Source organism: Streptococcus suis (assembly GCA_024583055.1).
GTDB lineage: Bacteria > Bacillota > Bacilli > Lactobacillales > Streptococcaceae > Streptococcus > Streptococcus suis_V.
The window spans coordinates 1661720-1681302 of the sequence record CP102145.1 but is presented as its reverse complement, the minus strand read 5'-3'; the positions used below and the strand labels follow the sequence as shown (position 1 = coordinate 1681302).

Genomic DNA, 19583 nt, shown 5'->3' with positions numbered 1-19583 from the left:
AGACCTCCTAATTTCATATTACTATTTTTTTGAGTTTTGCAACTGTATTCAAAAGCACCTGCTACTTGCAAGTGCTTTACTTTTTTACTTAAAGGTCACAATAGTACAGCCTGATCCACCTGCATTTTGTGGGGCATAGCCGAACTCCTTGACCTGTTTGTTGCGACGGAGGTACTTGGTCACCCCTTCTCGGATGACCCCTGTACCGATACCATGAACAATATCGACTTGGGCTAGGTTGTTGAGCAGGGCTTGGTCGATAAATTCATCCAGCTCCATCATAGCCTCTTCGTAGCGTTTGCCACGGAGGTCTAAGCGGGCTTTTGGTCCTCGTACATTGGCACGTTTGACTGTGTGAACCTGGCGCTTCTTAGGCTGCTCTGCCTTCTCCACCTTGACCAGTTCAAACTCATCTTTGCCCAAGGTCATCTTAATCAAGCCAACCTGAGCTTCCCAACGGCCGTCCTTGAGCTGATTGGTCAGAGTTCCCCGCTGACCATAGGCAGTAACGATAATATCATCACCCACCTTGGCAGCACGCTGGATTTTGGCTTTTTTCAGGACCTTGTTTTTAGACAGATCCACCACTTCAGGCGCCAACTTTTTCAGCTCTGCCTTGGCTTCGATGATCTGGTGAGGCTTGAGACTGGCTGCAGCATGGAGATTTTTGAGAATATCCTCGCTTTCTGCCAATGCCATATCTACAATTTCCTTGGCTTCCAAGCGTGCCTTGTTGAGCTCATTTTCCCGCTCACGATTGAGCTCGTCATAGAGCTTGCGGAGGGCTCGGTTCATCTTGTAATTTTCTTGCTCCACATCACGAATCGTATCCAGACGCTGACGACTTTCAACCGTCTGACTTTCCAATTTCTCGATAATGCGGTTCACATCGCTATCTGTATCCGTCCAAGATTGGGCTGACTGGATGATAATATCTGATAAACCCAAACGCCGGGCAATTTCAAAGGCATTGGAGCGACCAGGGACTCCCTGCATAAATTTATAAGTTGGACGTAGACTATTGGCATCAAATTCCATGCTAGCATTTTCAATACCAGAGGTTTCTATCCCGTAGGCTTTGAGCTCAGGATAGTGGGTGGTTGCCATGGTCTTGATCCCCCGCAGGCGAAGGTCATCCAAAATAGCCATTGCCAAAGACGCACCCTCCTGGGGATCGGTCCCAGCTCCCAACTCGTCAAAGAGAATGAGGGAATCCTGATCTGCCTCCGCCAAAATCGCTACCGTGTGGGTCATGTGACTAGAGAAGGTCGATAAACTCTGCTCGATGGACTGTTCATCACCAATATCCGCAAAAATTTCCTTGAAAACAGCGACCCGACTGCCCTTATCAGCCAAGATTGGTAAGCCAGACTGGGCCATAAGATGGGTCAAACCCAAGGTCTTGAGCATGATAGTCTTACCACCCGTGTTGGGACCTGTAATCACGATGGCCGTCAACTGACTACTAAAATAAAGGTCGTTTGGTACAGGCTCAGCAATGAGCGGATGTCGAACATTGAGAAGGGCAATATCCTGCTTCTCAGATAGTTTGGGTACAACTGCTTGATAATCACGCGCAAAGAGATGCTTAGCGCGGATGAAATCCAAATGCCCAATGACCCAAGCATTATTCCGAATAATACCGCTATGTGGTCGCAACATATCCGACAATTCCTGCAAGATCCGACTAATTTCATGCCGTTCTTCTGCACGCAAGTGACTAATGTCTTCATTTAAACTCACTACAGCCCGTGGTTCAATATAAACGGTCGAGCCAGAAGCGGAAATATCGTGGACAACCCCTGCAATCTTATTCCGATAGGTATTTTTTACAGGAAGAACATTGCGACCGTTCCTACTAGCCAGGATAGTATCTGACAGCATATCGCTCTTGTTCTTCAAAATATCCTGCATGACCTGGCGGACCTGATCCTCTGCCTCGCGGATTTTCCTACGGACGCGGGCCAATTTTTCAGAGGCAAAATCCTCGATAAAGCCAGCGTCGTTGACCGACTGCAAGGAACCTTGCAAATGCGGAAAGAGCTCGATTTTCTCAAAATGTTTGTCCAACTGGCTCAGCTGGATATTTTCCAGATTGCCATAAAAATCCAAGAGGGATTTGGACACCTCCAGGACTTTTTTGACAGCTAAGAGCTCCGTAATATTGAGGTCCGTATCCAACTCCAAACGACGCATGGCTGGATTGATGTCTGTAGTTGCAGACAGGCTGAAATAGGGATTTTCCACAAAAATCTGCCCCATGTCTGTCAATTCATCAAAGGCCTGCTGGATACGGTTGATGTCCACCATGGGCTCCAGTTGCCGTAATTCGTCCAAGCCCTGGTCTGTCAGCAGATAGGGCTCAATTTTTCGTCTTACCTTGTGAAATTCAAGGGTTTCAATAATTTTATGATTCATACTTTCCTACTTAGAAAAAGAGTAGGTTGCCCTACCCTGTAATATTACTTAGCCAGACAGCCTTGAAAAAATGAGCCGTCGGAATGTACTGGATTAGCAGATTTGCTAGGAAACTTTTCTGGAGTTGCTCCTGTACAAGGTCCACAGGAATAGTCGCCACCAGGACCAAGACCATTTGCAGAGAAAGCAAGGCCACCACTACCGCAATGGCACCACTGATAAGGTTTGATTGGATTGTATCAGGATTGTAGGCTTCCAAGAGGTGGACAAAGATTCCAACAAAACGCATGATGGCATAGACCAGGAGATAGACTGTCAGAAAGGCCAAGCCTGCATAGAAGACCTGGTCCAAATCAAACAGGTATTTTTCATCAAAATAATAGTTAAAGCTACCCTGGGTTGCATTGGCAAAGGGTACCCATAGATAGAGAATCCCTGACAACTTCTTATAGGTCAAGGCCGCCACCAAGATAGCAAAGAGGCTAGACACACCGTAAAAGCCTTGAAGGACCAGTCCTCGACTATAGCCGATATAAAAACTCCAGGCTAGGAGGATAAGAATTGCAATTGATACCATGTCTACTCCTCAAGCTCATCTAGGTCCAGCAGGGTCACGTTCTTTTTTAAGACCTTTTCTTTCATGGCCGCCAATTCTGCCTCTGTCTTTTCAAAGGCCATCTCGCGGGTCAGCTGGACTGAGAGGGAATTGATAGCCAACAACAAGGCCAGGGTTTCAGGGTCTGCCTTGGGCATTTTCTCCTTGATGGCCTGGTATTTTTCCTGGGCTAGCTTCTCCACTTCCGTCATAAAACGATTGTCATGCTCGGTCGTCAGGGTTAATTGTTTTTCACCAAATGTAAATTTATATCGATTCAGATTTGCCATAGTACACCTCGCTTCCTATTATACCTCAAAATGACTATTTTCGCCAATTCCTACTATATAGAGTGTTTTCTACGCGCAAAGTCTACAAAGCGGAATTTGTCGATTTTGTGCTTGCTTTCAGTGTATTGGAATTGCTTGGTATCTCCCAGATAGACGCGGGATTTGATGAGGACCAGATAGTCATCTTCATTTTTCATGAGCTCTCGCTCCTCACGGCTGGTCGGCTCAACAGTAATTTCCTTTTGGGCATAGGCAATATCCAGCTTGAGGGTCTTCTCCAGATAATTGTAAATGGAAGATGCAGCAATTTCCTTGGTAATGGTCGGCACAATATCCGCAGACAGGTAGTCAGTATCCACAACCGACACCTTGCCATCAATAGAACGTGTACGGACAACTTTCCAGACCTTGCTATGGGGTTCAAACCCAGTCAAATTCGCCAAGTTGCTGCTGATAACAATCTGATCCAGGCTGACTACTTCTGTCTTGGTCTCCAGCTGCAAAGACTCAGCCAATTCCTGGTAGGAAGTCAGACCAGAAACAGGGAAATTCAGCATTTCTTGCTTGAGAACTAGGGAACCTCGGCCCTGAACTTTCTGAATCATACCTCTTTCTGTCAACATAGACAGGGCCTTGCGGACAGTATCACGACTGACACCGTAAATTTCTTGCAGGCGCTGCTCGGTCGGCAGACTGGTTTCAGCAGGATAGGTATTTGTACGGATTTTTTCCTTTAAGTCATTGTAAATTTCCTGGTATTTCTTCATGATGTCTCCTTAATTTGTAGCCACTTTATCATACAACTACTCTAGTATAACAGAAATTTTATAAAATTTTATAAAAAAATGTTAAAAACGCTTGCAATATTTTTTGAAATCGGATACAATGGTCTTTGTAAACAAAATTTGTTCGTACAAATTTTAAAAAAGACATACTTTTGGGAGATGTCTAAAAAATATAAGGTGACGGATTCCATAAGCCGTCTAGAAGGAAAAATATATGGGAAAATTTGAAAAAGAAGCCAAACAGCTCTTGGACGCTATTGGCGGAAAAGAAAATGTTAACGCAGTTACTCACTGTGCAACACGTATGCGCTTTGTTCTTGCGGATGACAAAAAAGCAAACGTCAAAGTCATCGAAGACATTCCTGCTGTAAAAGGAACCTTTACAAACGCAGGTCAGTTCCAAGTCATCATCGGTAACGACGTTCCAATCTTCTACAATGACTTTACAGCTGTGTCTGGTATCGAAGGCGTATCAAAAGAAGCTGCTAAGTCAGCCGCTAAAAGTAACCAAAATGCCATCCAACGTGTCATGACCATGCTGGCGGAAATCTTCACACCGATCATTCCTGCCCTTATCGTCGGCGGTTTGATCCTCGGTTTCCGTAACGTCTTGGAAGGCGTACAAATCGAAGCACTTGGTCAAGCTATGAAAGATGGAGAACTCCTCTTTGACGCAAGTGGTAAACCAATCTGGAACACTATCGTTCAAGTATCACCATTCTGGAATGGTGTCAACCACTTCCTCTGGTTGCCAGGTGAAGCCATCTTCCACTTCCTACCAGTAGGTATCACTTGGTCTGTATCTCGTAAAATGGGAACTTCTCAAATCCTTGGTATCGTCCTTGGTATCTGTTTGGTTTCTCCACAGTTGCTCAACGCTTATGCTGTACCTGGTACAGATGCAGCAACCATTGCCAGCGACTGGTCTTGGAACTTCGGTGCATTTAGTGTTGCTCGTATCGGTTATCAAGCGCAAGTTATCCCTGCCCTCCTTGCCGGTTTGGCACTGTCTTACCTAGAAATCTTCTGGCGTAAGGTTGTTCCAGAAGTGGTCTCAATGATCTTCGTACCATTCCTATCACTTCTTCCAGCAATTATCTTGGCTCACACTGTCCTTGGTCCTATCGGTTGGACAATCGGGCAATGATTGTCAACAGTTGTATTAGCTGGTTTGACTGGTCCATTGAAATGGCTCTTTGGTGCGGTATTCGGTGCCCTTTATGCACCGTTCGTAATCACTGGTCTTCACCACATGACAAATGCCATCGATACACAATTGATTGCGGATGCTGGTGGAACTGGTCTCTGGCCAATGATTGCTCTTTCTAACATTGCTCAAGGTTCAGCAGTATTTGCCTACTTCCTCATGAACCGTCACAATGAAAAAGAAGCGCAAGTTTCTCTTCCTGCAACTATTTCTGCCTACCTAGGTGTTACTGAACCAGCCCTCTTCGGTGTCAACGTGAAATACGTTTACCCATTTGTAGCTGCTATGATTGGTTCAAGTATCGCTGGCCTACTTTCTGTAACCTTCAACATCCAAGCTGCTTCTATCGGTATCGGTGGTCTTCCAGGTATCTTGTCTATCAAGGCTGAATACTGGGGTGCATTCTTCATGACAATGATTGTTGCGATTGTTGTCCCAATGATTTTGACAGCTGTTTTCAAACGTACAGGTGCATTTTCAAAAAAAGAAGAAACTGTTGAAGAAGTTGTAGTCGTAACTGAAACTGTCGTTGAAACTGGTTCTGCTATCGAATTGATCAGCCCCCTAACTGGTCAAGCAAAAGAATTGTCACAGGCAACTGACCCTGTATTCGCATCTGGGGTCATGGGACAAGGTGTCCTTATCGATCCTAGCGAAGGCATCTTAGTTGCACCTGTTGACGGTGAAGTATCTGTCCTCTTCCCTACTAACCACGCTGTTGGTATCACTGCTACAAACGGAGTTGAACTCCTTATGCACATCGGTATGGATACTGTTGGATTGGAAGGCAAAGGTTTCACAGCCCATGTCAAACAAGGTGACAAGGTAAAAGCTGGTGATAAATTGATCAGCTTTGACATCGATGTCATCAAGGCTGCTGGTCTCGTCGCTGAAACACCAGTTATCGTGACCAACCAAACGGATTTCAATACAGAGGTTCTTGGAAGCCTTCCTCGTTCAGTAGAACGTGGCCAAGCTATCTTGAAAGCAACAAAAGCATAAAACAAAATAAGTGTAGAGAGTTGGTGACCCCAACTCTTTGCCGTTGATTACATCATTTTTGAGAAAGGAAATGGTACTATCATCATGACCATTGACAAACGTAAAGTCGTCTATCAAATCTACCCCAAATCTTACAAAGACACAACCGGAAACGGTGTCGGTGATCTACGTGGGATTATAGAAAAACTCCCTTATCTGAAGGAGCTAGGAATTGACATGATCTGGCTCAACCCTTTCTATCCGAGTCCGCAGCGGGACAACGGCTATGACATTTCAGACTATACAGCCGTAAACCCTGATTTTGGCACCATGGCTGACTTTGAAGAAATGATGGCCGTTGGTAAAGAGCTGGGTATCGAATTCATGCTAGACATGGTCCTCAACCACTGCTCAACCGACCACGAATGGTTCCAAAAAGCCCTGGCTGGAGACAAATATTACCAGGATTTCTTTATCCTGCGTGACCAGCCAACTGACTGGGTGTCTAAGTTTGGCGGCAATGCCTGGGCACCTTTTGGCGATACTGGGAAATACTACCTCCATCTCTTTGACGTGACCCAAGCCGACCTCAACTGGCGAAACCCCTATGTCCGTGACGAACTCTTCAAAGTGGTCAACTTCTGGAAAGACAAGGGTGTCAAAGGCTTCCGCTTCGATGTTATCAACCTGATTGGTAAGGACGAAGTCCTCGAAGACTGCCCAATCAATGACGGTAAGCCAGCCTACACCGACCGCCCGATCACCCACGACTACCTCAAGATGATGAACAATGCTACTTTTGGTAGCGAAAAAGGCTTCATGACCGTCGGGGAAATGTCTGCCACCACCATTGAAAACTGCATTCTCTACACAGCTCCTGAGCGGGAAGAATTGTCCATGGCCTTCAACTTCCACCACTTGAAAGTAGATTACAAGGACGGACAAAAGTGGACCATTATGGACTTTGACTTTGAAGAACTCAAGCGCCTCTTCCACACTTGGGGTGAAGAAATGTCCGTCGGAAATGGCTGGAACGCCCTTTTCTACAACAACCACGACCAACCTCGTGCCCTCAACCGCTTTGTCGATGTGGAGAATTTCCGCAACAAAGGAGCGACCATGCTAGCAGCCTCTATCCATCTGTCACGCGGTACGCCTTACATCTACATGGGCGAGGAAATCGGCATGATTGACCCTGACTACAACAGCATGGACGACTATGTCGATGTGGAGTCTATCAATGCCTATCAGATGCTCTTGGATCAAGGTCACACACCTGAGCAGGCCTTAAAGATTATCCAGGCCAAGTCCCGTGACAATTCCCGCACTCCGATGCAATGGGACGCTTCTGACAATGCAGGCTTCTCAACAGGTACTCCTTGGCTAAAAGCTGGTAAATCGTACAAGACCATAAACGTTGAGACCGAAAAAACAGGCCCAATCTTCACCTTCTACCAAGACTTGATTCGACTTCGTAAGGAATTACCAATCGTGTCTGAAGGGGATTACAAGGCTGCCTACAAGGACAGCGATAAGGTTTACGCCTTTGAGCGCCTCCACGACGGTCAAAAACTCTTGGTCCTCAACAACTTCTTCCCAGAAGAAGTTCAACTAGAGTTGGCAGACGATTACGCACAAGGCAGCATCCTCATTGACAACTACAGCGACACCAAACTCGGAAAAAACATTCGACTGAAACCTTATCAATCCCTTGCCATTTGGGCCGATTAAAGACCAAGACTCGGAAGTTTCTCCCGAGTTTTTTAGTGTTTCTTTGATTGTAATCACCTTTTGATAAAAAGGCTACCGAAAGCATAAATCACAAGCAAGATTGTGCCAATCAGAAAGAGGATGTACAGAACATAGGGATTCCAAACCAAGGGTTGGACCATAAACGTCAGAACCAATACCACCAGCCAGCGCTGTCCCTAGGTCATCGTACGCTGAAGTAACCAATAGAGAAAATCCTTTCCTGCATTGGTCCGGGTTTCCAGATATTCCTTCCATAAGCCAGATACAAAATTTGGCACAACCAGCCCTCCTCCTATTTTTAAACAGTATATCCTATTTTTGCAATCAAAAACAGAAAAATCGAACCTGTTTTGATTCGATTTCCCGTATTTTTATGGATTGAAAGACACGTGGACATGGTCATAGTGGTTTTCTGTTACACTTCCGCGGTCTGGCATTGGATTCCAGGTATAGGCTGGTCCGTAAATGCTTGGATATGGTGAGTAGAAACGTTGCTTCCAGATGATGTAGGAAATGTTGCGGGCACCCATATTGGCAATGGCATAGTCAGCAACCTGGTCACCGAGGGCTGAGCTCACTGGCACCATGAAATCAATAGCCAATCCCTTGCCGTGGTCTTGGGGATCTCCAGGACGGTATCCTGAAAAAGACGTAATACCGAAAGTAGTTGCAACTTCTTCTTTAAATGCTGCAACCTGGGGCTGGAGGCCACTATTGTCATAAACTACCGTAGCAACTGGTGCTGGTGTTTCAACCACTGGAGTCTCTACCACCGGCTCTGCTGCTACAACAGACTCACTTGCTGGCTCCACTACTGGAGTTTCAGCTACTGGTGCTTCAACTGGAGCAACCTGTTCTGCTGCTGGAGCTGCCACCACTTCTGTTGTTTCGGGTACAGAAACTTGGGGCGCTTCTACTGTAGCTACCTCGGCTGGAATATCGGCAGGTACTTCTGTTTCAGCTACTGGAGCAGTCGGTTCTGTCGCTGGAGCTGGGACTTCTACCTCGTCGAGATGAACAACTGTATCGTCGATGGTCGCCTGGTTTGTCTGCAAATCCACCGTCGCTTGAACAGGCTCTTGATTGGCTGTCTGAGCAGGTGCTTCAATTTCGATTTGGGTCACTTGGTTATTTTGGTCAACTGTCGTGGTCAATACCGTATCTGGGAAAATCAGGTTGACATCTGTAATTTGATTGACCTTGGCTAGGATTTCCATATCCAGATTCATGGCGTCAGCAATGGCACTCAAGGTATCGCCATACTTGATGGTGTAGGTGAGTTGGCCTCCTTGATTGACCAATTCAGTGCTAATCTCAGAGACATTGCGTGGTGTCCATTCCAAGGCGGAAATTGTCGGAGCTGCCAGGCCAGTTGCCAAGAGTGACAAGGCTAAAGAGGATGCGTAGAACATTTTCTTATTCTCTTTCAGTACAGATCTTTTTCGCTTTCTTTTCATATAAACCGGTTTGTTTGTCTGTTTACGTTTCACAAAACATTCCTTCTTTCTTTTGAGATAGACCTATGATAGCGGAATTTTTTTTGCAAAACAAGCCTTTCCCAGGCTTTTAAACAAGCTGTAAACAAACCAAATTGATTGTCACTTGAGCATTATATTTGTCACAAGATTGTCATAGTGACCTGATATGTGGCACCAAGACTGACTATCTCCTGCCATAAAGAAAAAAGGTTGGACTTCTCCAACCTCTCAAAACCTAGACTAACTACATCTCCTCCGGATACACCAAGCCCCACTCCTCTCGCAGTTGAGTCATGATGTCCATGACATCGATCGTGTAGGCCAGATACATCTTATTTTCGAGACCAGAGACGGCGCGCTCCATGTCGGCTACTTCATAAGAAAGAGCTTTAGCAGTGTCACCAGCCTCAATCACTTCCTGCCGACCATCCTCTGTATAGGTAATAACCGCCTTCTGCCCGCGAGGGTATTCATAGAGTTCGATATAGCCCTTATCATAAGCAATGGTCCCACGCTTAGGCTGTTTGGCATGGAGACTGAGGGCAATCGTAGCCATCTCACCCGCATCATTGGACAGGAGAATACCGACCTGTTCATCGACACCCGTTGGAGCCAATTTGACCTGCGAAGCGACTTGATTTGGTTTTTCAGTCATGAACCAGCGAACAAAGGACAGGGCATAGACACCGATGTCCAAAAGGGCACCTCCAGCTAAGTTCTTATTGAAAAAGCGGTTGGTCATGTCGTATTCTTTATAGGAACCAAAATTCATCTGGATCATCTTGAGCGACCCAAGCTTGCCAGATGCGATGACTTCATTCAATTGACGATAGATAGGCATGTGGAAAATAGTCATGGCCTCCGCTAGGATAACATGGTGTTTCTCTGCAAGGGCAATCGCTTCTGCCAACTCATCCTTATTTAGCGTGATGGACTTTTCACAGAGAACATGCTTACCCCCAGCCAAGGCCTTACGCAGGTAATTGATATGGGTGTTGTGGGGGGTAGAAATATAGATAATGTCCACCTCAGGATCCTCAAACACCTGATCAATGTCCTCATAGACCTTCTCAATGCCATATTTTTTTGCAAAATCAACCCCTTTTTCATAGGTACGATTGGCAACGGAGTAGATATTCCCTCCCATTGCTTGTAGAGCTTGGGCCAATTCATTGGCGATAACACCCGTTCCCAGAGTTGCCCACTTATATTGAACTTGCTTTTCCATCTTAACCTCACTTTCCTATGCACAGTCAAGTTTCTTACTGTGCATACAGGTTCTAAAACTATTATAGTAGATTCTACTCTTTTCCGCACACTCCAAGTCGCATTTATGATACAATAAGAACATGACGACCGCTGTACTTAAAGTGACTGCCTCAGACAAGGCACAGATGCTCCACCACTACGCCCGCTACCAGCAGGCCAGTAAAAATCCTTACATCGAAGCATTTTTCAAACTTCCGGGCGCCAGCCTTTCCATCTACACTTCTGGAAAAGTCGTTTTCCAAGGGGAAATGGCAGAGCAGGAAGCCAGCCGTTGGGGCTATGAGCAAGCTCAGACTGATCAGACCATCTCCGGGCAGAACCTGCCCATGATTGGGACGGACGAGGTGGGTAACGGGTCTTATTTTGGCAGTCTGGCTATCGTGGCTAGCTACGTCACACCTGCTGACCATGCCTTTCTCAAGTTGCTGGGCGTTGATGACTCTAAAAAAATGACAGACCAAAAAATCTGCCAAATCGCCCCTCTCTTAAAAGAGAAAATCCCCCACCAAGCTCTGCTATTGTCCCCGAAAAAATACAACGAGGTCATCGAGCAAGGCTACAATGCCGTATCAGTCAAGGTGGCACTCCACAATCAGGCCATCTACCTGCTACTCCAAAAAGGGGTACAGCCGGAGAAAATCGTCATTGACGCTTTTACATCTATCCAAAATTACCAGAAATATCTCAAAAAAGAGGCCAATCACTTTGCCAACCCTGTCACCTTGGAAGAAAAGGCTGAGGGCAAATACCTGGCCGTCGCGGTATCATCCATTATCGCACGCGCCATGTTCTTGGAAAATTTGGCTCAACTAGGGGAGCAACTAGGCATGAATCTGCCATCCGGTGCCGGCAGCAAGTCCGACCAGGTCGCAGCCAAGATTTTGCAGAGATACGGAATGGCGGGGCTCAGCCAGGCCGCCAAACTCCACTTTGCCAACACACAAAAAGCAGAAAAATTATTGAAATAAGAGGAAATCACATGCGTTCAACTAAAAAAAATTCCCTTGCTCGCTTCCTAGCTGAGTGGGGCATCTTCTCTCTGATTATTATCGGATTCTTGCTCTCACGGCTCTTTATCTGGCAGCCTGTTTCTGTCGATGGACATTCTATGGATCCAACCCTTCATGACAAGGAGCGCTTGATCATGGCGCGCACAACGACCATTGACCGTTTTGACATTGTCGTGGCCAGCGAAGTGGACTCGCAAGGCAAGGAGAAGCTGATTGTCAAGCGGGTTATCGGTATGCCTGGTGACTCCATCCGATTTGAGAATGACGTTCTCTATATCAATGAAGAGGTGGTGGATGAGCCTTATTTAGCAGAGTACCTGGCAGCCTTTAAAGAGGATAAACTCCAGTCCACCTACTCCTATAATAAGAGCTTCCAAAACCGTGCGGCAGCTGCTACTGCCTTCACACTGGATGCCAATGGCTACCCAAGCCTGTCTTATGTCGTACCCGAAGGACACTACTTCCTAATGGGAGACGACCGCCTGGTTTCTCTAGATAGCCGTAATGTTGGTCCATTCACCAAGGCCAATATCAAGGGAGAAGTCGTTTTCCGCATGTGGCCCCTCAACCGCATTGGTACCGTAAAATAAACTAATTAGGAGTGAGACAGCTGTCCCACTCCCTTTTGATAAGGAAAAATCATGCAAGAAGTATCTTTCACCGGAACTATCGACCGGATTATTTTTGAAAATCCCAGCAATTTTTATAAAATCCTGCTCTTGGAAATCGAGGAGACCAATGCGGATTATGACGACTACGAAATTATCGTGACCGGCACCATCGCAGACGTTATTGAAGGCGAAGATTACCGCTTTTACGGCAACTTGGTTACCCATCCCAAATACGGTCAGCAGCTGCAAATCTCCCGCTACGAACGCAGCAAACCAACTGCCTCTGGACTGGTCAAGTATTTTTCCAGCGACCATTTCAAGGGTATCGGCCGCAAGACGGCTGAGAAAATAGTCCAGCTCTACGGCGAGGATACCATTGATAAAATCCTAGCCGAACCTGAAAAATTGACCCAGATTACAGGATTGTCCAACAAAAATCAGCAGGCTTTTGTGGAAAAACTCCGCCTCAACTACGGTACAGAGATGATTTTGTCCAAACTAGCCGAATACGGCATTCCCAACAAACTCGCCTTTCAAATCCAAGACCAGTACAAGGAGAAAACCCTGCAAATCATCGAGGAAAATCCCTACCAGCTGGTCGAAGATGTTCAAGGAATGGGCTTTACCATTGCCGATAAAATCGCTGAAAATCTGGGCATCGAGAGCGACTCCCCTCAGCGTTTCCGAGCCGGCATGCTCTATTGCCTGCTCCAGCGCTCTATGGAGACGGGCGACACTTATGTCGAGGCGCGTGATTTGCTAGAGGCCAGCATTGACGTGCTGGAAAAATCCCGCCATGTCGAGTTGGACCCGGCTGCCGTAGCGCAGGAATTGACCGGTCTCATTAATGACGGCAAGGTCCAGCAAGCAGGCACCAAAATTTTTGACAACAGTCTCTACTTTGCTGAGGAAGGTATTCACAAGAACCTCAGCCGCCTCATGGGCAAAAATGGTTTCAAGCCCTTCCCACGCAAGGACGTCGAGACTGCCATTGCAGAGCTGGAAAGCATGTCATCACTGACCTACGATGCTATTCAGAAAGAGGCTATTGTCCGAGCTATTACCAATCCGCTCTTTATCCTAACTGGCGGACCCGGCACAGGCAAGACCACAGTCATCAACGGTATCATCGCGGTCTACGCTATCTTGCACAAGATTGATTTGACGAAAAGCCGTGACGAATGTCCTGTCCTCTTAGCTGCTCCAACCGGCCGAGCCGCCCGTCGGATGAATGAATTGACCGGCCTGCCAGCTGCGACCATCCACCGCCATCTGGGCTTGGTTGAAGGTCAAGAAGAATCCTACCGCGATGATTATCTGGATGCGGAATTTATCATCGTCGATGAATTTTCTATGGTCGATACTTGGTTGGCCAACCAGCTCTTCCAGAATATTTCCTCTCAGACGCAGGTCCTCATTGTCGGAGATGCGGAGCAATTGCCATCGGTCAGCCCCGGTCAGGTCCTGGCCGACCTGCTCAAGATTAAAAAATTACCCAGCCTAACGCTGGAGAAAATCTACCGCCAGTCCGACGACTCGACCATTGTCACTCTTGCCAGTCAAATTCGGCAAGGCAGCCTTCCAGCTGATTTCCGTGAAAAAAAGGCAGACCGGTCTTATTTCGAGGCGCAAAACGAACAAATCCCTGCCCTGATTGAACGCATTGTCGGTGCCGCCATCAAGTCGGGAATCCCAAGTCAGGAAGTGCAAATCTTGGCACCCATGTACCGAGGAGTAGCAGGCATTGACCAGCTCAACATTATGACCCAAAACCTGCTCAATCCAATAAGCGAGGGGCAATTGGAATTTGCTCATAACGACCAGATTTTCCGCCAGGGCGACCGGGTCATCCACTTGGTCAACGACGCTGAAAGCAATGTCTTTAATGGCGACTTGGGCTACATCACCGACCTCCTGCCTGCCAAGTACACCGACAGCAAGCAGGACGAGATTTCCATCAACTTTGACGGTAGCGAAGTGACCTACCCCCGCAATGAGTGGTACAAAATCACTCTGGCCTATGCCATGTCCATCCACAAATCTCAGGGGAGCGAGTTTCAGGTGGTCATTCTGCCCATCACCCGTACCAGCCACCGGATGCTCCAGCGCAATCTGGTCTACACGGCCATCACCCGCTCTAAGAGCAAGCTCATCCTGCTGGGAGAAATCTCCGCCTTTGACTACGCGGTCAAGAATGCCGGTACCCTGCGCAAAACCTATCTGGTTCCCCGTTTCCAAGGGGATCTTGAAGAAAAGGCAGAGCGGCCAGAGCAGATTTCACCAAATCTGCCTACAAAATCTGACCAGTCTATCTCGTCTGAACAGCCCGCACCAACCAAAGTGCCTGAGGAAAAAACTGTATCTGCACCCAGCCAACTTTCCCTACTGGACCAAGAACCTGTGGAAAACACCCCCATCCAGCCCACTAGCTACATTCTGACCGAAAAGAATATCCTCACCATCGACCCCATGATTGGCCTGACCGATGAAGATATTGCTCTATTTTTCAAATAAACCGACTTTTGTTACAAAAATATTACAAATATTACAAAATTGTATTGACACTATCCTTCTGTTTTGCTATACTAAAATCAAACAGGAGGATTTTTATATGAAAAAGAAAATAACAAACGGTATTCTACTCTTATCTGCAGCTATTTTATTAACAGCCTGTGGAAAAGAAACTACCCCAGCTACATCCACTAAGACCAGTGAGAAAACAGAACAAACCAGCTCTAGTAAAAAAGCTACAGACAATTCTACTAAGAAAGAAACTGATACAAGCTCTAGCCAAGCAACCGAATCTAGTACTGCAACAACTACTTCGTCTCAAACAGAAAGTAGCTCATCTTCAAGCCAGACCAAGCAAGAAGAAACTGCTAGCCAGCCTAGCTCAACAACTATGACAGGAGACCAGCTATTAGCCTTGCCATCAGTGGCTCTTCCGACAGAACTTGTCGGTACTTGGACAGGCACTAGTCCACAAGCACGTATGGTCGAGGTAACCGTCGCAGCTGATGGGACTTTCACTGTTACTCAGGACTTCCGTCAAAGCGAAGATGAGGAAGTAACCGACTGGAATGTCCAACACCGGACTGCTGTCATTACAGACTTGATTTCACCTAAACCAAACCATTACCTGGTTCGCAAGTCGACAGGAGACGGAGCAGCTTTACTTCCTGGTGTAACAGGCATTGGTGGTGCTGGAGGTCAACTCTTGCCAGGCTTCATTCTTGAAAATGGACAATACAAGGTTATTATGCAAGGTGTTGCAATAGATGCCTCTCAAACAACTATTGATTTGACAGCACCTGCTCAAATAATGGCAACCCTGAATAAGGAACAATAAGTCCTACCAACTAAGCTCGACGATAACCGTCGGGCTTTTTTCTATAAAAAAAAACTAGGCCTAAACCTAGTTTCCATTGCTTGTTTCTTCGGAAGTTTCTGTTGCCTCTGGCGCCGGGACTTCTTTGGCCGGATTCATATTGACCCTGTGCCACTCGTTGATGACGTAGGCGAGGGCAACCACTTGATTGTAACCCATAGGATTGATTTCGGTATCGTCCTCAGATGCGCCACCAAAATGAGCTGTATAAAGGGCAATGCTGTAAGGTGTTTCCTCCATGACAATGGCATCCAGATTGAGGGCTTCACGGACATAGCCGGGTTTTTGGTAGATGGTCACCCCGTGAACATACTCTTCAAACCAAGTTCCCGGAAAGGCATCATCTAGGTACTTCATCAGGTCTGCGTATTTGTCCTGACGCTGATAAAGGTAATCCAAGACCTGCGAATAGTAGCTCGTTGTCGTCTGATTACCATTAGCAGAAATAGTTGGCACGTCAGGATTTTTCGATTTGCCATAGCGGCCAAACATGGTGTAGGCCTTGTCCATACCACCGATGCGCTCCGCCAAGGCATAGGCTGGAGTATTTTCAGACACTACAATGGAGCCGTATTGCATATCTGCGATCGTCATCATCCCATTATAATTGGCAACATAGGCGTCATGCTCAGGCTTGTATTCATAAGTTGTGCCGGTAATATCGTAAGCCTCTGTCGCTGAAACTTCACCTTTTTCCACCGCATCTACCACCAACATATTGAGGGGTAACTTATAGGTGGAGCCAGCTGTCATAGGCTGGGTATCGTTCATGGAGAAGACTTCATTGGTTTTGAGATTCTTATAGGTAAAGGCCACCTGTGATGGGTCCAATCCCTGCTCCAAGAGATAGGCCTTGACCGTATCTTCTAAACTCAGATTAGGATAATCATAATAGAGATAGAGACTGTTCATGTAAGCCAAATCTTCCTGCATGACCAAGTCTTTGGCCTCCTGAGACTTATGGACAGGCTTGACCACTTCTTTTTTGGTTTCTGTTTCCTTCGATCCACTCGCCGCTGCTTGGTTGGAAGAATCGGCTTTGCCTATCCCTTTCTTGGTCGAATCCAGATTGAAAAGGGCAACCATACCAAGCGTAAGGAGGACTAGTAAACCTAGAGCGATAGGAATATAGTCTGTCCAAACCTGCTTTTTACCATGCCGCGACCCACGTTTTTTTCTTCTTTTTGGCAATTTCCAAAATGAAAGAAATTTATCCACAGTCGGTTTGACAACTCCCTTAATCCTGTCTGTGTTTGGAAGAAGACGCTTTTCTGCAAGTCTTCCTGGTACAATCTGCTTCTCTCTAGACTGATCTAGCGCAATCGTTCTTGGAAAACGCTGATGAATCTGACCACGATTTCTCTTAGATGGAACTCTTCGGGGATATTTTCGCTTGGCAGACTTGGTCCAAACCTGTCGCCGAGATTTTCTTTGCTCATTCTCTCTTGTCATAACTCTACTAGTATAGCTGATTTACTTGGTCAAAACAAGCATTTATCATTGGAAAAGAGCTGATATAAGAAATTTTATTTTTTTTTGAAAATTTTTAACATAAAGCAAAACATCCCCGTTTCCGAGGATGCGATAAGGAATGACTAGACTAATTCTTCAAATTGAACTTCTGCTAAGATTTCTGCGAATTGCTCTGGCGCAACTTCTGGGAAATAATTGAGGCAGTTGGCAGTTGCATAGGCAGCAGCCTCCTTGAGGAAGATTTCTGGCTCTTGGTTTTGGCTGATCCCCTTGACAAGGAGACCCAAATAGAAATCTCCAGCTGCAATTGGATTTTTAGCCTCTTTCTTAGGGGATTGGATACGGAAAAAGCGTTGACCGATTTTGGCCAGACTTCCCTTGCTGCCCAGGGTCACGATAAGATTTTCGTGAGGAGTCACTTCTTTGAGGATGCGCAGTACATCTTCTGGGTCATGTTCATCCAACTCTGGATAGATGTCCTTGAGCTCCTCATTGTTAATTTTAATCAGGGCTGGACGAGCCTCGTAAGCGGCACGAAGGGCTGCACCACTGGTATCCACAATGGTGCGAACCGCAGGGAATTTTTCAATAAACTGCTGGATATAATCATCCGGCATCCCCTTCATCAGACTGCCTGAAAAGACCAAGGTATCACCTGGTTGCAGGCTTTCCTCGATTTGCTTAGTAAATTGATCCAGGAGTTCTGCAGTCAATTCCAGGCCTTTTTCATAGAAGAGAACCACATCCCCTGTCGATGTTTCAACGTAGATATTGCAGGTGCGGGTGTTTTGCCCAGACTGAACCACCTTGAGGGCATTGCCCTTGTCAGCATTGAGTTCCTCGATGTAGCGACCAATCGCTCCACCTAAAATAGTATGGATAACATAGTCCGTCTGGCCGTTTTCCTTGAGGGCATGGGCCACATTGAAACTCTTGCCACCTGGATAATCTCGGACTTCAAAGGGACGTAGGGGAATATTTTTCTCAATAGCCTCAACCAAGAGGGTTCGGTCAAGAGCAGGGTTGGGACAGACAAGATGAATCATAGCAATCTCCTTTTTTGATGTGATGTTCTATGATTATTATAACAGATATGTTGATATATGGTTGAAAAAAATAATAAAAAGAAACCAGAAATTTTCTGATTTCCCTATTTGAAATTGGTAACGGTCACACCCAGCAAACGAATGCCCTTTTCTGGCTGGCCGACTTCTTCAAAGATTTGGCGGACTTCCTTCTCAATCCTATCGGCTTGGTCAGTCGCCTCCGAAAAACTATGGCGCTTGGTCAGGGTCGAAAAATCTCCGTAGCGGATTTTGAGGACAATGGTCCGTCCTTTTTTCTGGTGCTTGGTCAGACTAACCGCCACCTTCTGACAGAGCTTACCCAACTCTTGCAGAGCATCCTCTTCACGATAGAGCAACTTGCGGTAGGTCCGCTCCTTACCGATAGACTTGCGGATGCGATTGGTTTTTACGGGTGAATTGGAAATACCTCTGGCCTTGCGGTAGAGATCAAAACCAAAACGACCGAAAGTGTCAATCAAAGTCATCTCCGATACATCTAACAAATCTGCCCCAGTATAGACTCCCATCTGATGCAGTTTTTCGACGGTCTTCTTACCAACTCCGTGAAGTTTCTCGACAGGGAGACTGGCCAAAACCGGCACCGCATCCTCCGGCTTAATCAGGGTCAGTCCATGCGGCTTTTCCATGTCCGAGGCGATTTTAGCCATAAATTTATTATAGGAGACGCCAGCTGATGCCGTCAGGTGTAGCTCCTTCCAGATATCGTACTGGATGAGTTTGGCAATCTTGATAGCCGAAGTAATGCCCAGCTTATTTTCTGTCACATCCAGATAGGCCTCATCGATGGACATGGGCTCCACTAGATCCGTATAGCGATGGAAAATTTCTCGAACCTGTCGCCCAACTTCCTGGTATTTTTCATAGTTCCCAGAAATGAAAATCGCCTGAGGACAACGCTCATAGGCTTCTTTTGAGGACATGGCTGAGTGAATACCAAAGGCACGCGCCTCATAATTACAGGTAGACACGACTCCCCGACCGCCAGACAACCTCGGATCTGCCCCGATAATAACAGGTTTACCTTTTAAATCAGGATTATCTCTGACCTCAATGGCAGCAAAAAAAGCATCCATGTCTACATGAATAATTTTTCGAGATAAGTCATTGATTAGCGGAAAAATTAACATGACTACTCCTTTCTGCTGCTTCCTCTAGACATATTATAGCCTATCTAGCCATTTTTTTCATAAAGAGAACATTATACTCATTTAAAATCAAAAATAGCTATTTACTACTCA

14 protein-coding genes and 1 pseudogene are annotated in these 19583 nt (G+C 46.3%); 6 read left to right on the top strand and 9 right to left on the bottom strand.

Annotated elements, in window-relative coordinates; translation table 11 throughout:
• Positions 1–84: 84 nt before the first annotated feature.
• Genes NQZ91_08425 through treR form a run of 4 tightly spaced genes read right to left on the bottom strand, consistent with a single transcriptional unit; the run spans position 85 to position 4070 of the window.
• The gene (locus NQZ91_08425; GenBank protein ID UUM57371.1) at positions 85–2418 is read right to left on the bottom strand and encodes an endonuclease MutS2; all 2334 of its coding nucleotides are present in this window, start codon (positions 2416–2418) and stop codon (positions 85–87) included.
• Between the two features lie 31 nt (positions 2419–2449).
• The gene (locus tag NQZ91_08420) at positions 2450–2995 is read right to left on the bottom strand and encodes a CvpA family protein (protein ID UUM57370.1); all 546 of its coding nucleotides are present in this window, start codon (positions 2993–2995) and stop codon (positions 2450–2452) included.
• A gap of 2 nt (positions 2996–2997) precedes the next feature.
• Positions 2998–3303, bottom strand: a complete 306-nt coding sequence (locus NQZ91_08415; protein UUM57369.1) for a hypothetical protein — start codon at positions 3301–3303, stop codon at positions 2998–3000.
• Positions 3304–3356: 53 nt separating this feature from the next.
• A complete protein-coding gene (gene treR / locus NQZ91_08410) occupies positions 3357–4070 on the bottom strand; it encodes a trehalose operon repressor (protein UUM57368.1) in 714 nt (237 codons plus the stop codon).
• A 232-nt stretch (positions 4071–4302) separates the two neighbouring features.
• Between treR and treP the strand changes: the two are divergent.
• Positions 4303–6297 (top strand): annotated as a pseudogene (treP, locus tag NQZ91_08405) (PTS system trehalose-specific EIIBC component).
• A gap of 84 nt (positions 6298–6381) precedes the next feature.
• Positions 6382–8007: an alpha,alpha-phosphotrehalase gene (treC, locus tag NQZ91_08400; GenBank protein UUM57367.1), complete on the top strand. Its 1626-nt coding sequence runs from the start codon at positions 6382–6384 to the stop codon at positions 8005–8007.
• 392 nt (positions 8008–8399) lie between these two features.
• Here the strand turns inward: treC and NQZ91_08395 are convergent, their stop codons facing one another.
• Together NQZ91_08395 and NQZ91_08390 are read right to left on the bottom strand one after the other, a co-directional pair.
• Entirely contained in the window at positions 8400–9518 is a 1119-nt protein-coding gene (locus NQZ91_08395; GenBank protein UUM57366.1) for a LysM peptidoglycan-binding domain-containing protein, read from the bottom strand.
• A 232-nt stretch (positions 9519–9750) separates the two neighbouring features.
• A complete protein-coding gene (locus tag NQZ91_08390; GenBank protein UUM57365.1) occupies positions 9751–10734 on the bottom strand; it encodes a Gfo/Idh/MocA family oxidoreductase in 984 nt (327 codons plus the stop codon).
• Positions 10735–10855: 121 nt separating this feature from the next.
• Here NQZ91_08390 and rnhC point away from each other — a divergent pair, with 121 nt between their 5' ends.
• The 4 genes from rnhC (at position 10856) to NQZ91_08370 (ending at position 15745) form a co-directional block, all read left to right on the top strand.
• On the top strand, positions 10856–11743 hold the full coding sequence (rnhC, locus tag NQZ91_08385) for a ribonuclease HIII (protein UUM57364.1): 888 nt from the start codon (positions 10856–10858) through the stop codon (positions 11741–11743).
• An 11-nt stretch (positions 11744–11754) separates the two neighbouring features.
• Positions 11755–12375, top strand: coding sequence for a signal peptidase I (lepB, locus tag NQZ91_08380; GenBank protein ID UUM57363.1), 621 nt, complete (start codon positions 11755–11757; stop codon positions 12373–12375).
• A 51-nt stretch (positions 12376–12426) separates the two neighbouring features.
• A complete protein-coding gene (locus NQZ91_08375) occupies positions 12427–14910 on the top strand; it encodes an ATP-dependent RecD-like DNA helicase (GenBank protein ID UUM57362.1) in 2484 nt (827 codons plus the stop codon).
• A gap of 97 nt (positions 14911–15007) precedes the next feature.
• Positions 15008–15745: a hypothetical protein gene (locus NQZ91_08370; GenBank protein ID UUM57361.1), complete on the top strand. Its 738-nt coding sequence runs from the start codon at positions 15008–15010 to the stop codon at positions 15743–15745.
• Positions 15746–15811: 66 nt separating this feature from the next.
• Here the strand turns inward: NQZ91_08370 and NQZ91_08365 are convergent, their stop codons facing one another.
• From NQZ91_08365 to dinB, 3 genes are all read right to left on the bottom strand, one after another.
• Positions 15812–17236, bottom strand: coding sequence for a class A beta-lactamase-related serine hydrolase (locus tag NQZ91_08365; GenBank protein UUM57360.1), 1425 nt, complete (start codon positions 17234–17236; stop codon positions 15812–15814).
• A gap of 143 nt (positions 17237–17379) precedes the next feature.
• The gene (locus NQZ91_08360; protein ID UUM57359.1) at positions 17380–18303 is read right to left on the bottom strand and encodes a PfkB family carbohydrate kinase; all 924 of its coding nucleotides are present in this window, start codon (positions 18301–18303) and stop codon (positions 17380–17382) included.
• A 104-nt stretch (positions 18304–18407) separates the two neighbouring features.
• Positions 18408–19472, bottom strand: a complete 1065-nt coding sequence (gene dinB / locus NQZ91_08355; protein UUM57358.1) for a DNA polymerase IV — start codon at positions 19470–19472, stop codon at positions 18408–18410.
• Positions 19473–19583 lie beyond the last annotated feature (111 nt).